Source organism: Rubritepida flocculans DSM 14296, assembly GCF_000425365.1.
GTDB classification, from domain to species: domain Bacteria; phylum Pseudomonadota; class Alphaproteobacteria; order Acetobacterales; family Acetobacteraceae; genus Roseococcus; species Roseococcus flocculans.
Window position 1 is genome coordinate 99011 of the sequence record NZ_AUDH01000007.1, and the last position, 18737, is coordinate 117747.

22 protein-coding genes are annotated in these 18737 nt (G+C 75.0%); 10 read left to right on the forward strand and 12 right to left on the reverse strand.

Annotated features, from left to right (window positions below):
* Window positions 1-114 precede the first annotated feature (114 nt).
* Complete coding sequence (locus H596_RS0109005) at window positions 115-987, forward strand: helix-turn-helix domain-containing protein (protein ID WP_027284609.1); 873 nt, start codon at window positions 115-117, stop codon at window positions 985-987.
* Between the two features lie 40 nt (window positions 988-1027).
* Here H596_RS0109005 and H596_RS0109010 read toward each other — a convergent pair whose 3' ends face one another.
* Both H596_RS0109010 and H596_RS0109015 read right to left on the reverse strand, forming a co-directional pair.
* Window positions 1028-1897 carry a metal ABC transporter permease gene (locus H596_RS0109010; protein WP_027284610.1) on the reverse strand — a complete coding sequence of 290 codons (870 nt, stop codon included), beginning with the start codon at window positions 1895-1897 and terminating at the stop codon, window positions 1028-1030.
* A gap of 10 nt (window positions 1898-1907) precedes the next feature.
* Complete coding sequence (locus tag H596_RS0109015; protein ID WP_027284611.1) at window positions 1908-2630, reverse strand: metal ABC transporter ATP-binding protein; 723 nt, start codon at window positions 2628-2630, stop codon at window positions 1908-1910.
* 180 nt (window positions 2631-2810) lie between these two features.
* On the opposite strand from H596_RS0109015, the gene H596_RS0109025 reads away from it, so the two are divergent.
* Together H596_RS0109025 and H596_RS0109030 are read left to right on the forward strand one after the other, a co-directional pair.
* A complete protein-coding gene (locus tag H596_RS0109025) occupies window positions 2811-4079 on the forward strand; it encodes a DUF445 domain-containing protein (RefSeq protein ID WP_027284612.1) in 1269 nt (422 codons plus the stop codon).
* Window positions 4076-4522, forward strand: a complete 447-nt coding sequence (locus tag H596_RS0109030; RefSeq protein WP_051212690.1) for a MaoC/PaaZ C-terminal domain-containing protein — start codon at window positions 4076-4078, stop codon at window positions 4520-4522. The genes H596_RS0109025 and H596_RS0109030 overlap by 4 nt, the downstream gene beginning before the upstream one ends.
* Window positions 4523-4572: 50 nt before the next feature.
* On the opposite strand, the gene H596_RS0109035 is transcribed toward H596_RS0109030, so the two are convergent.
* The 7 genes from H596_RS0109035 to pqqA all read right to left on the reverse strand — a co-directional run bounded on the left by H596_RS0109035 (window position 4573) and on the right by pqqA (window position 9588).
* Window positions 4573-5160: a c-type cytochrome gene (locus tag H596_RS0109035; protein ID WP_027284614.1), complete on the reverse strand. Its 588-nt coding sequence runs from the start codon at window positions 5158-5160 to the stop codon at window positions 4573-4575.
* Window positions 5160-6368 carry a PQQ-dependent sugar dehydrogenase gene (locus H596_RS20855; protein ID WP_037300677.1) on the reverse strand — a complete coding sequence of 403 codons (1209 nt, stop codon included), beginning with the start codon at window positions 6366-6368 and terminating at the stop codon, window positions 5160-5162. The genes H596_RS0109035 and H596_RS20855 overlap by 1 nt, the downstream gene beginning before the upstream one ends.
* Before the next feature lie 96 nt (window positions 6369-6464).
* A complete protein-coding gene (pqqE, locus tag H596_RS0109045) occupies window positions 6465-7547 on the reverse strand; it encodes a pyrroloquinoline quinone biosynthesis protein PqqE (RefSeq protein ID WP_027284615.1) in 1083 nt (360 codons plus the stop codon).
* Window positions 7544-7801 (reverse strand): pyrroloquinoline quinone biosynthesis peptide chaperone PqqD, encoded by a 258-nt coding sequence (gene pqqD, locus H596_RS0109050; RefSeq protein ID WP_027284616.1) that lies wholly within the window; start codon window positions 7799-7801, stop codon window positions 7544-7546. The genes pqqE and pqqD overlap by 4 nt, the downstream gene beginning before the upstream one ends.
* Entirely contained in the window at window positions 7798-8538 is a 741-nt protein-coding gene (gene pqqC / locus H596_RS0109055) for a pyrroloquinoline-quinone synthase PqqC (RefSeq protein WP_027284617.1), read from the reverse strand. The genes pqqD and pqqC overlap by 4 nt, the downstream gene beginning before the upstream one ends.
* Window positions 8535-9461, reverse strand: coding sequence for a pyrroloquinoline quinone biosynthesis protein PqqB (pqqB, locus tag H596_RS0109060; RefSeq protein ID WP_027284618.1), 927 nt, complete (start codon window positions 9459-9461; stop codon window positions 8535-8537). The genes pqqC and pqqB overlap by 4 nt, the downstream gene beginning before the upstream one ends.
* Window positions 9462-9507: 46 nt before the next feature.
* Entirely contained in the window at window positions 9508-9588 is an 81-nt protein-coding gene (gene pqqA, locus H596_RS24975) for a pyrroloquinoline quinone precursor peptide PqqA (RefSeq protein ID WP_037300679.1), read from the reverse strand.
* A 95-nt stretch (window positions 9589-9683) separates the two neighbouring features.
* Here pqqA and H596_RS0109070 point away from each other — a divergent pair, with 95 nt between their 5' ends.
* The 5 genes from H596_RS0109070 (at window position 9684) to H596_RS20870 (ending at window position 14304) form a co-directional block, all read left to right on the forward strand.
* Complete coding sequence (locus tag H596_RS0109070; protein WP_027284620.1) at window positions 9684-10721, forward strand: aspartate-semialdehyde dehydrogenase; 1038 nt, start codon at window positions 9684-9686, stop codon at window positions 10719-10721.
* Between the two features lie 70 nt (window positions 10722-10791).
* A complete protein-coding gene (locus H596_RS0109075) occupies window positions 10792-12186 on the forward strand; it encodes a hypothetical protein (RefSeq protein ID WP_027284621.1) in 1395 nt (464 codons plus the stop codon).
* A complete protein-coding gene (locus tag H596_RS22870) occupies window positions 12183-12791 on the forward strand; it encodes a hypothetical protein (RefSeq protein WP_027284622.1) in 609 nt (202 codons plus the stop codon). Before H596_RS0109075 ends, H596_RS22870 begins: the two co-directional genes overlap by 4 nt.
* A complete protein-coding gene (locus tag H596_RS22875; RefSeq protein WP_051212693.1) occupies window positions 12788-13723 on the forward strand; it encodes a peptidoglycan-binding protein in 936 nt (311 codons plus the stop codon). Before H596_RS22870 ends, H596_RS22875 begins: the two co-directional genes overlap by 4 nt.
* Complete coding sequence (locus tag H596_RS20870; RefSeq protein WP_051212696.1) at window positions 13720-14304, forward strand: DUF1194 domain-containing protein; 585 nt, start codon at window positions 13720-13722, stop codon at window positions 14302-14304. The genes H596_RS22875 and H596_RS20870 overlap by 4 nt, the downstream gene beginning before the upstream one ends.
* 23 nt (window positions 14305-14327) lie before the next feature.
* Here the strand turns inward: H596_RS20870 and H596_RS0109100 are convergent, their stop codons facing one another.
* Window positions 14328-15569 (reverse strand): Zn-dependent hydrolase, encoded by a 1242-nt coding sequence (locus H596_RS0109100; RefSeq protein ID WP_027284623.1) that lies wholly within the window; start codon window positions 15567-15569, stop codon window positions 14328-14330.
* Between the two features lie 73 nt (window positions 15570-15642).
* Between H596_RS0109100 and H596_RS0109105 the strand changes: the two genes are divergently transcribed.
* Complete coding sequence (locus tag H596_RS0109105; RefSeq protein WP_027284624.1) at window positions 15643-16425, forward strand: aldolase; 783 nt, start codon at window positions 15643-15645, stop codon at window positions 16423-16425.
* Window positions 16426-16519: 94 nt separating this feature from the next.
* A complete protein-coding gene (locus H596_RS0109110) occupies window positions 16520-17110 on the forward strand; it encodes an SDR family oxidoreductase (RefSeq protein ID WP_456307598.1) in 591 nt (196 codons plus the stop codon).
* A 192-nt stretch (window positions 17111-17302) separates the two neighbouring features.
* On the opposite strand, the gene H596_RS0109115 is transcribed toward H596_RS0109110, so the two are convergent.
* The gene (locus H596_RS0109115) at window positions 17303-18223 is read right to left on the reverse strand and encodes a class I fructose-bisphosphate aldolase (protein ID WP_027284626.1); all 921 of its coding nucleotides are present in this window, start codon (window positions 18221-18223) and stop codon (window positions 17303-17305) included.
* 42 nt (window positions 18224-18265) lie between these two features.
* Window positions 18266-18697: a hypothetical protein gene (locus tag H596_RS20875; protein WP_051212700.1), complete on the reverse strand. Its 432-nt coding sequence runs from the start codon at window positions 18695-18697 to the stop codon at window positions 18266-18268.
* Window positions 18698-18737: the final 40 nt, after the last annotated feature.

Here is an 18737-nt window from a genome sequence, read left to right on the forward strand (position 1 = left end):
CATGATCGCGACCTTGGGTTGTATCGCGTTGAGATCGCTTCGGAATCGGGCGTTGCGCGCCCCCCTGCATGGGGCAGGCATCGCGGCAGGGGTCAGACCGGGAAGAGGGCCGGCATGAAGTTCGCGGATATCGGGCAGCAGCTCCGGGCCTATCGGATGGAATCGGGCATGCGCGCCGAGGAGATCGCCGCTCGGCTCGGCGTCTCGCGCGCGGCGCTCTACCGCTACGAGAAGGGCGAGGTCATCAAGCTCGAGACGATCCGCCGCCTCGCCGAGCTGCTGAAGGTCTCCCCGCTCTCGCTGCTGGGCATCGGCATCGAGTATTTCGCCCGGCCCGGCGCCTATCTCGAAAGGCTGCGCGGCCTGGAGGAGCAGGCGGACCAGATCCTGATGGTGGGCGGCGCCTTCTGCTACCAGGTCACCACCGAGGCCTTCGACGGCGCGCTGGCGGAGGCCTGGACCCAGGCCATCGCCGCCGGAACCGACCGCGCGGCGCAGCTCTCCCTGGTCGAGCAGACGCTCGGCGTGCTGGCCGCGCGCAAGCGGCTCTACCAGCAGAAGCGCCCCACCATCATCGCCGTGCTCAGCGAGGGTGCGGTGGTGCGCGCCCTGCAGGAGGGGGTGGCCGCCGGGCTTCCCGCGCCCGAGGCCACGCGCAGCCGCTGCCGCGAGGCCGCGCGGCGCGAGGCCGAGAACATGGCGCAGCTCATGGAGAGCGTGCCCATCGGCCTGCAGCTCGGCCTCGCCACGGGGCCGGAGCCCAGCGCGGCCTTCATGCTGCTGCGCGGGCGGGACAGGGCGCATGTGGTCACCTCGGCCATCCCCGCCGACACGCCCCCGGTGGCGGTGACCGGGGTTGCGGGCATCACCGCCGCCGAGGAGGCGGTGAGCGTCTATCAGCGCGTGGCCGAGGGCCTCTGGCGCGATGCCGCCAAGGGTGTGGCCGGCGCGCAGCGCCTGCGCGAGCTGATCGCCCGGCACGGGTGATGCGGGCCGCCGCATCGTTTCATTGGCGTGACGCGCGCGCCTAGCCCTCCAGGTGCCGCGGCGGCCGCCAGCGCGCCCAGAGCCCGTCCACCGGCCCGAGCAGCAGCGACACCGCCCAGAGCCCGGCCGCGCAGAGCGTGATGGCCGGGCCCGTGGGCACATCCGCGTGGTAGGAGCCGAGCAGCCCGAGCACCGAGGCCAGCACCGCAAGCCCCACCGCCGCCAGCACCATCCCGCCGAGGCCGCGCGCCCAGTGCCGCGCCGCCACCACGGGCAGCATCATCAGCCCCACCGCCATCAGCGTGCCCACCGCCTGGAAGCTCGCCACCAGCGTGAGCACCACGAGGGCGAGAAAGCCGAGGTGCCACCAGCCGCCGCGCAGCCCCACCGACCGGCCGAAGCCCGGGTCGAAGCACTCGAGCGCCAGCGGGCGCCAGGCCAGGGCGAGGAAGAGCAGCGCGGCGCTCGCCGCCCCGCCCGCCAGCAGCAGCGCCGCATCGTCCACCCCGAGCACCGAGCCGAAGAGAAGCTGGGTGAGTTCCACCGGCGAGCCGCGCCAGGAGATCAGCGCCACCCCCGCCGCGAGCGCGGAGAGATAGAGCGCCGCCAGCACCGCATCCTCCCGCCCTCCGGTGGCGCGCGAAAGCGCCCCCGCGCCCAGCGCCACCAGCAGCCCCGCCGCGAGCCCGCCCGCCGCCAGCGCCGGCGGCGAGAGGCCGGCCAGCAGGAAGCCCAGGGCCACACCGGGCAGAATGCCGTGGGAGAGCGCATCCCCCGTCAGGCTCATCCGCCGCAGCATGAGGAAGACGCCGAGCGGCGGGGCGGCGAGGCTGAGGGCGAGGCAGGCCACCAGCGCCCGGCGCAGGAAGCCGAACTCCGCGAAGGGCGCGACCAGCGCCTCCCACAGCATGGGCGGGCCGTCAGGCCGCGCGGGCGCAGGGCGCGGCGTGCTCCGCCCAGGCCTCGGCCATCATCCGCGCGCGCAGACGATTCTCGGCCGAGAGCACCTGGGCGGTGGGGCCGCAGGCGATCACCTCGCGCGCCAGCAGCAGCGTCTCCGGGAACTCGCGCCGCACCAGATCGAGGTCATGCAGCACGGCGAGGATGCTGCGCCCCTCGCCGTGCCAGCGGCGCAGCACGCCGAGCAGATCCTCCACCGTGCGGGCATCGAGCGCGTTGAAGGGCTCGTCGAGCAGGATCACCGGCGCGTCCTGCAGCAGCAGCCGCGCGAAGAGCACCCGCTGGAACTGCCCGGCCGAGAGGCTGCCCACAGGGCGCCGCGCGAAGCCCGAAAGGCCCACCGCCGCCAGCGCCTGCTCCGCCCGCTCCGGCGCGGCGAGGGGGCGGAAGGCCCCGGCCTCGGACCACAGGCCGAAGAGCGCCGCATCGCGGCAGGTGAGCGGGAAGCCGCGGTCCAGATCGCCCGACTGCGGCAGCAGCGCCACGCGCCCCGCCCCCTCGATGCGGCCCTCGGCCGGCGGGTGCAGCCCGGCGATGGCGCGCAGCAGGGTGGATTTCCCCGCGCCATTGGGCCCCACCACCGCCATCTTGCCGCCGGGGGCGAGGCGGAAGCTCGCATGATGCACCGCCGGGTGCCGGCCATGCGTCACCGTCAGGTTGCGGACGACGAGTTCGGGCGTCACGCCGCAAGCGCCCAGAGGATCAGCGCCCACAGCGCGAGGAGCAGCCCCGCGGCCCAGAGAAGGCGCAGCCCCGCGCCGGCGGCGAGGTCGAGCGGGTGGAGGAAGGAGCGCATGATGTTATCCGATAACACAGCGCAGCCCCCGTCGCCAATGCGCGCGGCGCTGGGCTAACCTCCCCCCATGACATCGCCCGACGAGGGGCTGCGCCGGACCCTCGCCCGCCACCGCGCCTTCGCCACCTTCCTGCTGCTGCTCATGGCCGGCCTCACCGTGCTGGCCTACCGGTTTCCGGCCGGTTTCTGGCCCGATCTCCTGGCCGCCTCGGCCAAGGCGGGGGTGGTGGGCGGGCTTGCGGACTGGTTCGCCGTCACCGCCCTGTTCCGCCGCCCGCTGGGGCTGCCCATCCCGCACACGGCGATCATCCCCCGCCAGAAGGACAGGCTGGGCCGCAGCCTCGGCAATTTCGTCGCGGGCCATGTGTTCACCCCCGCCGAGGTGCATCGGGTGCTGGGAGAGCTCGACCTCGCGGGGATCATCGGCGCCTACCTCGCCGAACCCGGCCACACGCGCCCCGCCGCCCGCGCCTTCGCCGAGGCCATGCCGCGCCTGCTCGCCACGCTGGAGGACGGCCGGGCGCGCCGCCTGGTCACGCGGCTGCTGCCGCGGCTGGCGGGGGGGCCGGGGGCGGCGCAGGTGCTCGCCCGCGCCTTGCGGGCGCTGATGGCCGGCGGCCAGCACCAGGCGGTGTTCGACCTCGCCCTCGCCCAGATCAAGACCCTGCTCGCCGCCAAGCAGGAGGATCTGCGCGAGGCCATCAAGCGCCGCGTGCGCGACCAGGGCGGCGCGCTGGTGGGCTGGGCCGCCGGGGCCTATGTGGCCGACCGGGTGCTCGCCGCCGTGAACGCCGAGCTCGAGCGCATCGAGCCGGGCGATTCGGAGCTGCGCCTCGCCTTCGAGGCCTGGGTGGAGGCGGAAATCCGGCGCCTCGAGACCGATCCCGCCCGCGCCGCGGCGGTCGGCGCCGCCATCCGGCGCGGCCTCTCCCACCCCGTGGTCGCGGAATGGCTGGCCGACGCGTGGCGGCGGCTGCGCGACGCCCTGCTGGCCGACGCCGCCCTGCCCAGCGGCCGCACGGTGGAGCTGGTGGAGGCCGCGCTGGGCAATGCCGGGCGCTACCTCGTCGAGGATCCGGGAGCGCGCGCCCGGCTGAACGCCGCGCTGGAGAAGGCGGTGGCGAGCCTGCTGCCCGGCGCCCAGGCGCGGCTCTCGGGCTTCATCGCGGGGGTGGTGGGCGGCTGGGACGCAAAGGAGATCAGCGACAAGCTGGAGCTGCGGGTGGGCAAGGACCTGCAGTACATCCGCGTCAACGGCACGCTGGTGGGCTTCCTGGCCGGAGGGGCGATCTACCTCCTCATCCACTGGCTGAACCAGGGGAGGGTCGTGCATTGACCGCGCCCATCGCCTCCTTCGACGCGCTCTCCGTCGGGCAGCGCTTCGCCTATGGGCGTTTCGTCCTGAGCGAGGCCGAGATCATCGCCTACGCCCTGAAATACGACCCCCAGCCCTTCCACACCGACCCCGTGGCGGCGCGCGAGGCGCCGCTGTTCCGCGGCCTCGTCGCCTCCGGCCTGCACAGCATGGGCATGTGCTTCGGCCTGATCATGGGCAGCGGAATCTGGCGGGAGATCAGCCTCGGCGGCTCGGGCATCGAGACGCGCTGGCCGGCCCCCCTGCGCCCTGGCGAGGAGGTGGCGGTGGAGACGGAGGTGCTGGAGCTCACCCCCTCGCGCAGCAAGCCCATGGGGGTGGCGAAGCTGCGGCACACGGGAACCCGCCTCGCCGACGGCGTCTGCGTGATCGAGATGATCGGCACGCATTTCCTGAAACGCTGAGACGGTCGGCGGCCGCGCCGGAAGTTCCGACCGGCGGCCGCCGACACGCGCTACTCGTGATGCGCGAGGTAATGCGCGATGGCGCGGATGTCGGCGTTGGTGAGGCCGTGCATCAGCCCGTTCATCTGCGTGTCCGCGCCCACGCGCAGCCCGTCGCGGTATTCGGCGAGGGTGTGGACGAGGAAATCCTCCCGCTGGTGGTTGATGCGCGGCACATTCGCGCGGCCCGAATAATCGGGCAGGTGGCAGGCGTTGCAGTTGCGCGCGGCCGAGAGCTCCGCACCCCGGCGCGCCAGCGCCTCATCGCGCGGGCCGCGATCGGGCTTGGGGGCGGAGGGCTGGGCGGCGAACCAGGCGGCGATGTCGAGGATCTGCTGGTCCGAGAGGCCGCGGGCGGGCTCCATCATGGCCGGCACCTGGCGCAGACCCTCGCGGAACAGGATCATCTGCAGCGCCAGGAAATCCGCCTGCTGCCCGGCGAGGGAGGGCATCAGCGGCACGGGCGAGACGCCGCCCGGCCCGTGGCAGGCGGCGCAGTTGCGCTCGGCGATCAGCGCCTCGGCGGCGGGATTCGCCGTGGCGGGCGAAGAAAAGGCGGCGGCCAGGACGGCCGCCGCCAGGACCATGCGCGCCGCCATCACCGGCCGCGATAGGTGATGCGGTAGATCGCGCCGTTCTCCTCGTCGGAGACCAGCAGCGCGCCGTCGGGCATGGTCAGCAGCCCGGCGGGCCGGCCGAGGAAGCGCTGGTTCGCGTCGTCGCGCAGGCCGGAGAGGAACTCCTCCATCACCAGGCGCCCGCCCTCGGCCTCGCGCACCACCACCACGTTGAAGCCCGAAAGCCGCTCGCGGTTCCAGGAGCCGCGGTTGGCGATGAACAGCGCGTTGCGGTAGCGCTCGGGGAAGGCGGTGCCGGTGTAGAAATGCGTGCCGATGGGCGCGACATGCGGCCCCAGGATGAGCGCGGGCGGCGGGAACTCGCTGCACAGGCGCTGCGCCGGCACGGCCGGGTCCTGGAAGCCGCCATGGCACCAGGGGAAGCCGTGATGCTCGCCGCGGCGGAGGTTCACGTGCAGCGTGTCGGAGGGGTTGTCGTTCCCCGCCCAGTCGCGCCCGTGGTTGGTGAACCAGAGCTGCCCGGTGCGCGGGTGGAAGTCGAAGCCCACCGAGTTGCGCACGCCGCGCGCCTCGATGCGCCGGTCGCTGCCGTCGGGGCGGAAGGAGGCGATGAGCGCATAGCGCTCGCCATCCGTCTCGCAGATGTTGCAGGGTACGCCGCGCGGCACGTAGAGCCGGCCATCGGGGCCGAACTGGATGTGCGTCCAGCCATGGTGCGGCGCATCGGGCAGGTTGAAGGCGGCCGTCATGTCCACGGGCTGCGGGTTGGCCAGGTTCTGCTCGACATTGTCGATGCGCAGCATCCGGTTGATGGCCGAGACGTAGAGCGCGCCGCCCTGGATCGCGAGGCCGGAGGGCTGGGTGAGGCCCTGCAGCAGGATGCTCACCTGCCGCTCCGCCCCGGTGTCGCGCACGGCATAGACGCGGCCGATGACGCGCGTGCCCACGAAGATCGTGCCATTGGGCCCGCGGACCATCACGCGCGCGCCGGGCAGGCCATGGGCCCAGAGCTCGGCCTGGAAACCCTCGGGCAGGCGCAGCGAGGCGACGGGCACGCGATCGGGCGGCGTCACCGTCAGGCGCGGCGGGTGCGGGGCGAGGCGGGAGTTCGCCATCTCGGCCGGGCGGCCCTGCGCCCAGGCGGGGGGCGCCGGCGTCTGCTGCGCGAGGGCGAGGCCCGGCAGCGCGGCCGCCAAGGCGGCAAGTCCCAGGATGCGGCGTGGCGTCATTGGCGTCTCCTCCCCGATCCGTCGCGGGATCGTTGCCGTCATGAAAGGCCCTGGGGCGCGATCCGGCAAGATGCTGGCCGGCGCGTCATCCGGGGTTCATGTCGTCGCACCGTGCTCGCGCCAGATGAAGCGGTCGGTCCCGGCCTCCTCCAGCGCCCCGGCGAGCAGATGATGCTGCGGCGAGAGGGCGCAGGCCGGATCGGTGGCCGCGGCCTCGCCCGTCAGCGCGAAGGCCTGGCAGCGGCAGCCGCCCCAGTCCTGCTCGGCGCGCGCGCAGCCGCGGCAGGGTTCGCGCATCCAGCCCGTGCCGCGGAAGGCGGCGAAGGCCGGGCTCTCGGCCCAGGCGGCGGCGAGGCTCGTCTCGCGGATGTCGGGGAAGACGAGGCCCGCGATGGATTCCGCGGCGTGGCAGGGCAGCACCTTGCCGGCGGGCGAGACGGCGAGGAAGCGCCGCCCCCAGCCGCCCATGCAGGCCTTGGGCCGGCTGGCGTGGTAGTCGGGCACCACGTAGTCGATGACGAGCCGCCCGCGGTGTTCGGCGCGCGCGGCCTCGACGGTGGCGGTCGCGGCGTCGAGCTGCGCGCGCGTGGGCAGCAGCGCCGCGCGGTTGGCGAGCGCCCAGCCGTAATACTGCACATGCGCCACCTCGAGCCGGCGCGCGCCCCAGTCGAGGGCGAGGGCGATCAGCTCCGGCAGGTGGTGCAGGTTCTGCCGGTGCACCACGGCGTTGAGGGTGAGCGGCAGCCCCGCCGCGCGCACCAACGCCGCCGCGCGCGCCTTGCGAGGCTGCGCGCCCCTGAGGCCGCCGATGCGCTCCGCCCCTTCCTCGGTCGCGTCCTGCACGGAGAGCTGCACATGGTCGAGCCCGGCGGCGCAGAGGCGCTCCATCAGGGGCGCGTCCAGCAGCACGCCCGCGGTGATGAGGTTGGTGTAGAGCCCCGCCTCATGCGCGGCGGCCGTGATCTCCACGATGTCGCGCCGCGCCGTGGGCTCGCCGCCCGAGAGATGCACCTGCAGGCAGCCCAGCGCCGCCGCCTCGCGGAAGACGCGCGCCCATTCGGCGGTGGAAAGCTCCTCGGAGGCGCGGGCGAGAGCGAGCGGGTTCGAGCAGTAGGGGCAGCGCAGCGGGCAGCGGTGGGTGAGCTCCGCCAGCAGCGCGAGCGGCGGCTCGAGGCTCATCCCAGCAGCGCCCCGCGCGCGACGAGGTCCTCCAGCAGCGCGCGCACATCGGCGGCGATCACCTCGCGCGGTGCGTCGAAGCGCGCGGCCAGCGCCTCCACGATCGCGGCCTCGTCGCGCGCGCCGTCCACGAGGCGCAGCACCTCGAGCGCCGTCTCGTCGGGAACGAACATGCGCTCGGGCGCCATCACGATCCAGCGGCCGCGCGCCCTGTCCTCCTGCAGCCGCACGCCGGGGGCGAAGCGCGGCGTCATGGCATCAGCGCCGGGTCGGGGCGGAAGGCGCCGGGCGGCGGCAGCCGAGGTTCGACATAGGCGAAGTGCAGCGCGTCGAGCTGCGCCCAGAGCAGGTCGCACTTGAAGCGCAGCGCGGCGAGGCAGGCCTCCTGCTTCTCGCGCGTGTCGGCGTGGCGCGTCACATAGCCGAGGGCGAAGGCGACATCCTGCGGGGCCTGCGTCAGCCGGGGCTGGAAATAGGCCAGCGTGGCCTCGCTCACGAAGTCATAGCCCGCCAGCATGCCCGAGACGCGCTGGCGGATGATGCCGGGCGAGAACATCTCGGTCAGCGAGGAGGCGATGGCCTCCAGCACGCTCGCCTCGCGCACGAAGCGCACATAGGCCTGCACGGCGAAGCGCGTGGCGGGCAGGGCGCCGGCCTCGGAGGTCACGTAGTCGCGATCGAGGCCGAGGCCGTCGGTCAGGATCAGCCAGCGCTCCACGCCGCCCGGCGTCACCCCGTCGCCGTCATGGTCCACGAGGCGCCGGCGCCACTCCCGGCGGAGTTCCGGCGTGGGCAGCCGCGCGAGCAGCGAGGCGTCCTTGGCCGGGATGGCGGCCTGGTAGCAGTAGCGGTTGAGCGCCCAGGCCTGCACCTGGCCCTTGGTGAGCTTCCCGCCATGCAGCAGGTGATGGAAGGGGTGATGGACGTGGTAGCGCTCCTCGCCGACGGCGCGCAGCGCGGCCTCGAAGGCCTCGGGCGAAAGGGGCGTCACAGGCTGAACTCCATGCCGTCCTCCGCCACCTCCCAGCCTTCGCGCGCGAGCTGGGCGCGCTCCGGGCTGTCCTCCAGCAGGGCGGGGTTGGTGTTGTTGAGGTGGATGAGGATGCGCCGCCGCACGCCGAGCTCCGCGAAGGCCTCCAGCGTGCCGCCGGGGCCAGAGATGGGCATATGGCCCATGCGCCGCCCCGTCTTGGGCCCCGCGCCGAGGGCGATCATCTCCTCGTCCGTCCAGAGCGTGCCGTCGAAGAGCACCGCCTCCGCCCCGCGCAGCCGGGCGGCGAGCGCGGGCGTCATCATCGCGCAGCCGGGGATGACGTGCAGCGTGCCCGCGCCGGCGGACAGGGCGAGGCCGATGGTCTCGCCGGCCTGGGTCATCCCGGGGTCCGCCCCTTCCTGCTCGGCGAAGAGCGGCAGCTTGCCCGGCACGACATAGGCGGTGAGGGTGAGGCCGAGCGGCGCGCCCGCCGCGTCGCGCGGGGCGAGGGGCTGATCGAGCGGCAGCGCCTCGCGCGGCACCAGGGCCGGGTCGAGGGCGCGGAAGATCGGGTTCTCCGCCAGCACGGCGAGGCTCGGCGCCGCGCCATAGAGGCGGAAGGCGTGGCGCTCGCGCAGGTGCAGCAGGCCCATCACCGTGTCCACCTCCGCCCCCGTCAGCGCCACGGCGGCGATGGGCGAGTTGCGCAGCGGGGCGGGGCGCGGATGCAGGGCGGGGGTGGCCGCGATCTGCTGGCGCAGATCGGGCGAGGCGTTGATGAGCAGCCAGCGCGCGCCGTCCGCCGACACGGCGAGCCCGGCCTGGGTGCGGGGCCGCGCCGCCGGATCGCCCGCGCGGGCGCGCCGGCAGCCCGGCCCGGCCGAGTTCCATTGCGGGAAGCCGCCGCCGGCCGCCGCCCCCAGCACGATGACGCGCAGCATGGCCGGAAGGGATATGGCCCGCGGCGCTCACCGCGGGCCAGGGGCCTCAGCCGATCTCGGCGCAGGCGTAGCTGTTGATTTCCAGGGCGAGGGAGATTTCGACGATCTTCGGGGTCTTCCAGCGCATGGTGCATCCTCCCAAGGGGCCGGCCCGGCGCCGGCTTGTGCGAGGATGGCGGCAGAGGGGCGCGCGATCAAGCCGGCGGTGCTACAGGGGCGGCCATGGCGAAGACGGTGAAGCGGGCGCTGCGCGTCGCGGTGGCGGGGGCGAACACGGCGGCGGGGCGGGAGGTGCTGCGCGCCCTGGCCGAGCGGGGACCGCCGGTCTCGGACATCCGCGCCCTCGGCCCCGCGCGGCTGGCGGGGCAGGAGCTGAGCTTCGGCGAGCGGACGCTGCGGCTTTCGGGCGTGGAGGGGGCGGATTTCTCGGGGCTCGACCTCGTGATCCAGGCGGGCGGCGCGGCCGAGGCGCGGGCGCTCGCGCCCCGCGCCGCGGCGGCCGGGGCCTGGGTGCTCGATCTCTCGCCCGCCTTCCGGCTGGAGCCGGGCGTGGCGCTGCTCGCGCCCGGCGTGAACCCGCAGGCCCTGAAGCGCGCGCGCAAGCGGCGGATCGCGGCGCTGCCCCAGCCCTCGGCGCTCTTCGCCGCCCTGGTGCTGCGGCCGCTGATGGCGCTCGCGCCGCTCGAGCGGGTGGTGGCGCTGAGCCTGCAGCCCGCCTCCGGCGCGGGGAAGGAGGGGATGGACGAGCTCTTCTCCCAGACCCGCGCGAGCTTCGTGAACGACATCCCCGCGCCGCAGCACTTCCCCAAGCCCATCGCCTTCAACCTGATCCCGCAGACCGGCGGCTTCGACGCGGAAGGGGAGACGGCCGAGGAGGCGCTCTTCCCACGCGAACTGCGCAAGATGCTGGATCCCGACCTGCGGGCGGGCTGCACGGCGCTGCGCGCCCCGGTCTTCGTGGGCGAGGCGCTGGTGCTGCACCTCGCCTTCGCCGCGCCCGTGACGGTGGCGGCGGCGCGCGCGGCGCTGGCGGCCGCGCCGGGCGTCGCCCTGTTCGACCGGCGCGAGGAGGGCGGCTACGCCACGCCGCTCGACGTGGCGGGGGAGGAGGTGGTGACCGTCTCGCGGCTGCGGCGCGATCCGGGCGCGGAGCACGGGCTGGCGCTGTGGGCGGTGGGGGACAATCTGCGGCTCGGCGCGGGTGTGGCGGCGGCGGAGGCGGTGGCGCGGCTGATGGGGGAGGGTGTGTTCGAGGGATAGAGGATTTTTTTCCTTGATCCGAGGATGATATTCTGGCACCTCTCGGGCTCCCCGCCCGGAGGCCCCCCGCGTGCCGCGCCTGCTCCACCTCCCCCTCGCCCTTCTCCTCTCCAGCCTTGCCCTGCTCGCGCCCTTCGCCCTCGCCCACGCCATGGGCCTGCGGATCGAGGCGCTGGCCTCCGCGCCCGCTTTGGTCGCGCTGCTCGTCTTCGGCGTGGGGCTCGGCTTCGCCGGCTTCCTGTGGTGGCTCGCCGCGCGCTGCTTCGCCCTGCTGCGCGACCCCGCCACCACCCCCGCCCAGATGGCCGCGCTGCACGAGCTGCCGCTCGCCCTGCCCGAGGGCACGGTGCGCGCGCTGCTCGCCCTGATCGTCGGCGTGGTGGGGCTGCCGCTGCTGCTGTTCAGCCAGTCGCTCGGGCTGAACGACGCGGTGGCGGGTTATGTGAACGGCATCATCGCCGGCGTTTTCGGTTACTACTTCGGCGCGCGCTCCACCACGCCCGAGGCCCAGGCCGCCCGCCGGCTGGGCGAGGCGCTGAACGCCGAGCTGCGCGCCAACGAGGAGCTGCGCGCGCGCGAGGCCGCGGCCCGCGCCGAGGCCGCCGCCGCCGCCCACCCCGCCCGCCTCGCGGAGACCCTCGCCCGGCTGGAGCGCCAGGCGGGGGTGGCGCGGATCATCCTCCAGCGCCTCGCCCCCGCCCTGCCCGCGGGCCTCATCCCGCGCGAGGCCGAGACGGCGCTCGCCGCCGCCGAACAGGCGCTGGCCGGGGCGCGCAGCCTGGGCGAGGCGGCGGAGGAAGCGCCGCTCGCCGCCGCGCTGGCCGGGCTGACGGGCGCCTCCGGCCCGCTCTCCGCCCTGCTGCGCGCCGCCGCACCCGCCTTTCCCGCCCTCGCGGGCGGGCCGCTCGGCGCGGTGGCGCTGGCGCTGGGCATCGGCTGGAATCTCGGCGCCGGGGCCTGGCGGCGCTTCCGCGCCCGGCTGATGGAGGCGCCCTTCGACCCCGCCCTGTTCGAGCCGGGCGCGATCACCCCCGAATCCGCCGCGCTGCGCCTTGCGGATGCGCCGATCTTCCACCGCCTCTTCGCCGCCCGCGCGGCGGAGCCGGGCTTCCTGCCCGCCCTGCTCGACGCCGCGCTGCGCGAGGACGCGGCCCAGCGCCTCTGGGCCCGTTTCCCGGGCTTCGCCTCGCCCGAGGAGGCGCGCCAGGGCCTCGAGGAGTTCCGCGCCGCCCTGCTGGCCGATGCGGTCGCCCATGACGTGACGCCCGAGCTCGCGGGCCGCGTCGCCGCCGCGCTGCAATCCGCCCCGCCCGCGCTGCGCCCCGCCCCTGGCGCGCCGCCCGTGCTGCCCGCCCCGCCCACGCCGGAATCCCGCGCCGCGGTGGAGGCCCTCGCCCTGCTCACCGCCGAGCTGCGCGAGAGCCACAGCGACCCCCTGCCCCTGCTGGCGGAGCTTGCGCCATGAAGCCCCTCCTCGCCCTGCTCGCGGCCGGCGCGGTGGCCGGCTGCGCCCCCGTGGCCGCGGTGCTCGACCCGCCGCTCGCCCAGCTCGCCCGCTGGGAGAGGGCCTCGCCCGAGGCCATCGCGGCCGAGCCCCTCTCCTGCCCCCCGGGGCATCCCGCCTGCGCCCGGCTGCACGCTCGCCGCGCCGAGGCCTGCCTGAGCCTCGCCTTCCGCGACCGCGCGCCCGGCGCGGCCTGCCCGGGCAGCGACGCCCATCTCGCCTGCGCGGCCGAGCATTACGCCGCCGCCCGGGCGCTGGCGCCGCATCCCGCCCTGGCCGATGGCGAGGCCCAGGCGCGGCTCTGCCGCGCGGCCTTCCTGCCCCCGGCCGAGGCGGCGGCGGAGGCGCGCCTCGCTCTCGCCGCCGCCGCCGCCGCGCCCCCCGAGCGCGCCGGGAGGTGGCGCGCCCGCGCCGCGCTGATCTTGTCGCGTCCCGCGATAGGAAAAGAAGCCGAGGCCTGCGCCATCGCCCGCGCCGGCCGCGCCGCCGCCCCGCCCGGCTCGCCCGAGGCGGCCGATCTCGCCCGGCGCATCGCCTCCCTTCCCGGCTGCGGAGACACCCCATGACGCCCCCCTTCCAGCGCGACCTCGCCTTCCGCTTCCCCCTGCCGCGCGGCGAGGATGTCCGCCAGGCGCAGCTTGCCCTGCTGCGCGCGGGCGAGGCCCCGGGCGAGCCCGATGGCGTCTTCGGCCCGATGACGGCCGAGGCGGTGCGCCGCTTCCAGCGCCGCATGGGCCTCGCGCCCGACGGCGTGATCGGCCCGATCACATGGGCGCGGCTGATGGCCCAGCCCGGCCTTGCGCGCGAGCGGCCCTGGGCCGAGACGCTGCGCCCCTTCCTGCCCCGCCTCACCGAATGGCACGGCCCGCCGGTGGGGCAGGGACGGCTGCGCTGGCGCCTCACCCCCGCCGGGGTGGAGGTGGAGGGCGAGCCGGCCGCGCGCCGCAGCCCCGGCGGCCCGCGCCTCGCCGCCGCCTGCTGGGAGCGCCACGGCACGGCGCTGGCCGAGGGCGCGCGCCGCTTCAGCGTGCCGGTCGAGCTGCTGCTCGCCACCGCGCTGACGGAATCGGGCGGCCGCGCCGAGGCGGTGCGCGAGGAGCCGGGCTTCGTCAGCGACGCCGAGACGCCGCACCGCGTCTCGCCCGGCCTGATGCAGACGCTGATCTCCACCGCGCGCGAGGCGCTGGGCGATCCGCGGCTCGATCGCGCGCGGCTGCTCGACCCCGCCACCTCCATCGCCGCGGGGGCGGCCTATATCCGCCGCCAGGCGCTCTCGGGCCGCACCCCCACGGGCTTCGACCCGCCCCTGGTCGCCATCGCCTACAACGCGGGCTCGCTGCGCCCGAGCCGCGACGCGACCGACCCCTGGGGCCTGGTGCAGACGCGGCGCGGCAACGGCGCCTGGCACGCCGACAGCTTCATCGCCTTCCTCGGCGACGCCCTGGCCCTGCCCCCGCCCGAGGACGCCATCCCCTCCTTCCGGAGCCTGCTGTCATGATCGGCTGCGCCGTCGCCCTCGTGCTGCTGCTCGACGCCTCCGCCAGCATCCTTCCCGGCGAATGGGCGCTGCAGCGCGACGCCACCGCCGCCGCCTTCGAGGAGGAGGGCGTGCTGCGCGCCATCGGCCGCGACGGCGGCGTGGCCGTCACCGCGCTGGCCTTCTCGGACGGGGTGACGCCCATGCTCGGCTGGCGCCTTCTGCGCGACGCCGAGGACGCGCGGGCCTTCGCCGCGGCGCTGCGCGCCGCCCCGCGCGGCGAGGTGAGCGGCACCGACATCGGAGGCGCGCTCTTCGCCGCGCTGCGCGCGCTGGAGGAGGCGCCCTGCGCCGCCGAGCAGGAGGTGATCGACCTCGCCACCGACGGCGAGGCGCCCGAGGCGCCGGTGCATGCCGCCCGCGCGGCGGCCGAGGCGCGCGGGGTGGTGATCAACGCCCTGGGCGTCGGCGCGCCGGACGCGGCGGAATGGCTGCGCACCCACGCCGTGACCGGCACGGGCTTCGCCATGCTGGCCGAGGACTGGGCGCGCTTCCCCCAGGCCATCCGCCGCAAGCTGACGCTGGAGCTGGCGGGGCGCTGAGAAGGCCGGCGTGGCCGCCCGTCTCAGAGCGGGCGGTTGGCCCGCGCCAGCACCGCCTCGAACAGCACCTGGCAGCCGGCGGCGGCCTCCTCGGGCAGGATGCTCTCGGCCTCGTTGTGGCTGAGGCCATCCTTGCAGGGGGTGAAGATCATCGCCGCGGGCACGCGCCGCGCCACATAGACCGCGTCATGCCCCGCGCCGGAGATGATCTCGCGCGCCGGCAGGCCGAGCTTCGCCGCGGCGCGGCGCACCAGCTCCACGCAGTCCGGGTCGAAGGGCTGGGCGGGGATGCGGAACAGCTCGGTCAGCTCCATCCGGCAGCCCGTGGCCTCGACCAGCGCGCGCGCCTCGGCGGGGAAGCTCTCGGCCAGGCCCGCGATCTCCGCATCCGCGGGGTGGCGGAACTCGACGGAGAAGCGCACCTCGCCCGGCACCACGTTGCGGCTGTTCGGCAGCACCTGGAGCTGGCCCACCGTGCCGCGCCCCTCCTCGCCGCGCGCGCGCATCAGCGCGTCCACATGGGCGATGACGCGCGCGGCCGCCACCAGCGCGTCGCGGCGCGCGGAGGGCGGGGTGGTGCCGGCATGCGCGTCCTGCCCCGTGATCACCGCATCGTACCAGACCTGGGCCTGGGCGCCGGTGACGATGCCGATCGTCTTGCCCTCGCGCTCCAGGATGGGGCCCTGTTCGATGTGCAGCTCGAAATAGGAATCGGCCGGGAAGGGCTCGGCCTTGTGCGGGCCCTTGGCGCCGATGGAGTCGAGCGCCTCCTCCACGCTCACGCCCTCCACGTCGCGCAGCGCATAGGCCTTGGGCAGCGTGTAGACGCCCGCCCAGACGCCGCTGCCCATCAGCGAATGGCCGAAGCGGCTGCCTTCCTCGTCGGTCCAGTTCACGAGCTCGATGGGCGCCTCGGTCTCGATGCCGAGATCGTTCAGCGTGCGCATCACCTCGAGCCCCGCGATGACGCCGAGCGCGCCGTCGAACTTCCCGCCCGTGGGCTGGCTGTCGAGGTGGCTGCCCATCAGCACCGGCGGGCGCGCGGGGTCGCGCCCCTCGCGGCGGGCGAACATGTTGCCGATGGCGTCCACCCGCAGGCTGAGGCCGAGGGCGGCGCACCATTCGGCGAAGCGGGCGCGGCCGGCCTTGTCCACCTCGGTCAGCGTCAGGCGCTTCACCCCGCCCTTGGGGGTGGCGCCGATCTCGGCCATGGCCATGAGGCTGTCCCACAGCCGGGCGGCGTTGATGGTCTGGTTCGTCTGCATGGGCCGAGGATAGGCCCGGCGCGGCCGCGCGCGAAGCCTTGCGCGGGGCCGGCGCCTCGGGCAAGCCTGACGCATGGCCCATGCCCTGACGACCGGACCCGCCCTGCTCTCCAACAGCGACCTCGACCGCCCGGAGGTGCGCCAGGCGCGCGTGGACCTCGCCGCCTGCTTCCGCATGGCCGCGAAGCTCGGCCTGCACGAGGGCATCTGCAACCACTTCAGCGTCGTCGTCCCCGGGCGCGAGGAGCTGATGCTGGTCAACCCCTATGGCTACGCCTTCGCGGAGGTCACGGCCTCGAGCCTCGTGATCTGCGATTTCCAGGGGCGCGTGGTGGCCGGCAGCGGCGTGCCCGAGGCGACGGCCTTCTACATCCACGCGCGGCTGCACCTGAAGCACCCGCGCGCGCGCGCCGCCTTCCACACCCACATGCCGCACGCCACCGCGCTCGCCATGCTCGAGGGGCCGCCGCTGGTCTGGGCCGGGCAGACGGCGCTGAAGTTCTACGGCCGCACCCTGGTGGACGAGGACTACAACGGCCTCGCCCTCGACGAGCGCGAGGGCGACCGCATCGCCGCGAGCCTCGGCGAGGCGGATGTGGTGTTCATGAAGAACCACGGCGTGATGGTGGTGGGCCCCTCCATCGCCGAGGCCTGGGACGACCTCTACTACCTCGAGCGCGCGGCCCAGGCGCAGCTCCTGGCCATGAGCACGGGCCGCCCGCTCAAGCCCGTGCCCGAGGCGGTGGCGCGCGCCACCGCCGCCCAGATGCGCCAGGGCGACCGCGAGAGCGCGCGCCTGCACCTCGAGAGCATCAAGCGCATCCTGATGAAGGAGCAGCCGGATTTCGCCGACTGATGCGGCCGGCGCGGCGCCCCGCTGCGTCGTCATCGGCGCGGCGGGCGGCATCGGCGCGGCGCTGGCCGATGCGCTGCAGGCGCGGGGCGAGCCGGTGCTGCGCCTCTCGCGCCGCAGCGACCCGCCGCTCGATCTGCTGGACGAGGCGAGCATCGCCGCCGCCGCCGCCCATGCCGGCGAGGGGCTGCGCCTCGTGCTCTGCGCCACGGGCTTCCTGCACGATGCGCGCTTCCGCCCCGAGAAGGCGCTGCGCGAGCTCGACGCGGCGCATCTCGCCCATGCCTTCGCGCTGAACGCCACCGGCCCCGCGCTGGTGATGAAGCATTTCCTGCCGCGCCTGGCGCGCGAGGGGCGGGCGGTCTTCGCCGTGCTCTCGGCGCGCGTGGGCTCGATCGCCGACAACAGGCTGGGCGGCTGGTACGCCTATCGCGCGAGCAAGGCGGCGCTGAACCAGCTTCTGCGCACCGCGGCGGTGGAGGCGGCGCGCACGCGCCCGCAGCAGATCCTCGTCGCGCTGCATCCGGGCACGGTGGCCACGCCGCTCTCGGCCCCCTTCTCCAAGGCGGGGCTCGAGGTGCAGAGCCCCGCGGAGGCGGCGGGGCGGCTGCTCGCGGTGATCGACCGGCTCACCCCGGCCGAGACCGGGGGCTTCTTCGACCATCGGGGCGAGGCTGTCCCGTTCTGACGAGAGGGGCGGCGAAGCCGCCCTCCGTCTCATGCCAGCGGCCGCTGATGTCGACTTCTGAGAAGCCGGCGCGGCCGCTGGTATGCCCTTGTTTCGGCACGCCGCCGCCCCACCGGGCCCCAACGCGGCCTGCCGCGTTGGGCGGTGGCAACCCGGCGTGCGCGATACCGTCCGGCGTGACCGCCCTCTGTCTCAGACCCTCGACCGGTAGATCTCGATCATGTCCGAGAGCAGCTTCAGCGCCTCCTCCTTCGGGCGCTGGAAGGCGTTGCGGCCGACGATGGAGCCGTTGCCGCCGCCGGCATGGATGGCGCGCACCTCGTCCAGCAGCGCCGCGCTGCTCTTGGCCTCGCCGCCCGAGAACACCACGAGCCGCCGCCCCGCGAAGCAGGACTGCACGACATGGGCGATGCGCGCGGCGGCGTTCTTCACCTCCACCGGGTTCGCCTCGTAGGTCTTCTTCGCGGCGTCGAGCGAGATCGCCTCGGTGGGCGGCTTCACCTTGATGATGTGCGCGCCCAGCAGCGCCGCCATGTGCGCGGCATAGGCGCAGATGTCGAGCGCCGTCTCGCCCACCTTGTCCAGCATCGGCCCGCGCGGATAGGACCAGACCACGACGGCCAGGCCGCAGGACTTCGCCTCGGCGGCGAGCTCGCGCAGCTCCTCCATCATCTCGAACTGGTGCTCGGAGCCCGGATAGATGGTGAAGCCGATGGCCGAGCAGCCGAGCCGCAGCGCATCCGCCACCGTCGCCGTCACCGCTTGGTCCTTGGTGGTGGAGAGGCTGTTGGAGCTGTTGACCTTCAGGATGGTCGGCACGCAGCCGGCATAGGTGGCGGCCCCGGCCTCGATCATGCCGAGCGGCGCGGCATAGGCGTTGAGCCCCGCCTCGATCGCGAGCTCGAAGTGGTAGAGCGGGTCGTAGGCCGGGGGGTTGGGCGCGAAGCTGCGCGCCGGCCCGTGCTCGAAGCCCTGGTCCACCGGCAGGATCACCATGCGCCCCGTGCCGGCCAGCCGCCCGGTCATCAGGATGCGGGCGAGGTTGGCCTTGGTGCCGGGATTGTCGCTCTCGTACCAGGAGAGGATTTCCTTGACCTTCCGCGTCAGCTTCATGGCGTCTCCTTTCGGGCGGGCCGGGGGCGTTCGCGCGGTGTGCTAGGCCATTTGCTCCGCGCCGGGAAGCCCGAGCCAGCGCGCGAGGTGCCGCCGCCCCTGGGGCTTGCCGAGATCCACCCGCGCGAGGTCGAGCGCCGGGGGGGCGGCCGGCCACAACCGGGCGCCGGCCGCGGCGAAGGCCGCTTCCAGCGCGGGAAAGGCCGGCAGGGCGGGATCGAGCACCGCCTCGCCGAAGCCCGCGCGCAGGGCGGCCAGCGCATGGCCCGGCGCATCGCCGGCGTCGAGCACGCCGCGCCCCCAGCCGCCGCCCGCCTCCAGCAGCGCCCGGAATCCCGCCACACCGAGATAGCCCGCCGCCCCGGGCGCGGAGAGAAAGCGCACCGGCGCCTCCCCGGCCAGCGCCAGCACCTGCGCCACCTCGGCCGCCGCATGGGCGATCACCGCGCGCGGTTGACCCTCGCCCGGCGTCATGCCAACGCTCTTGCAGGGCGATGGGGGCCGCTGCGCCGCG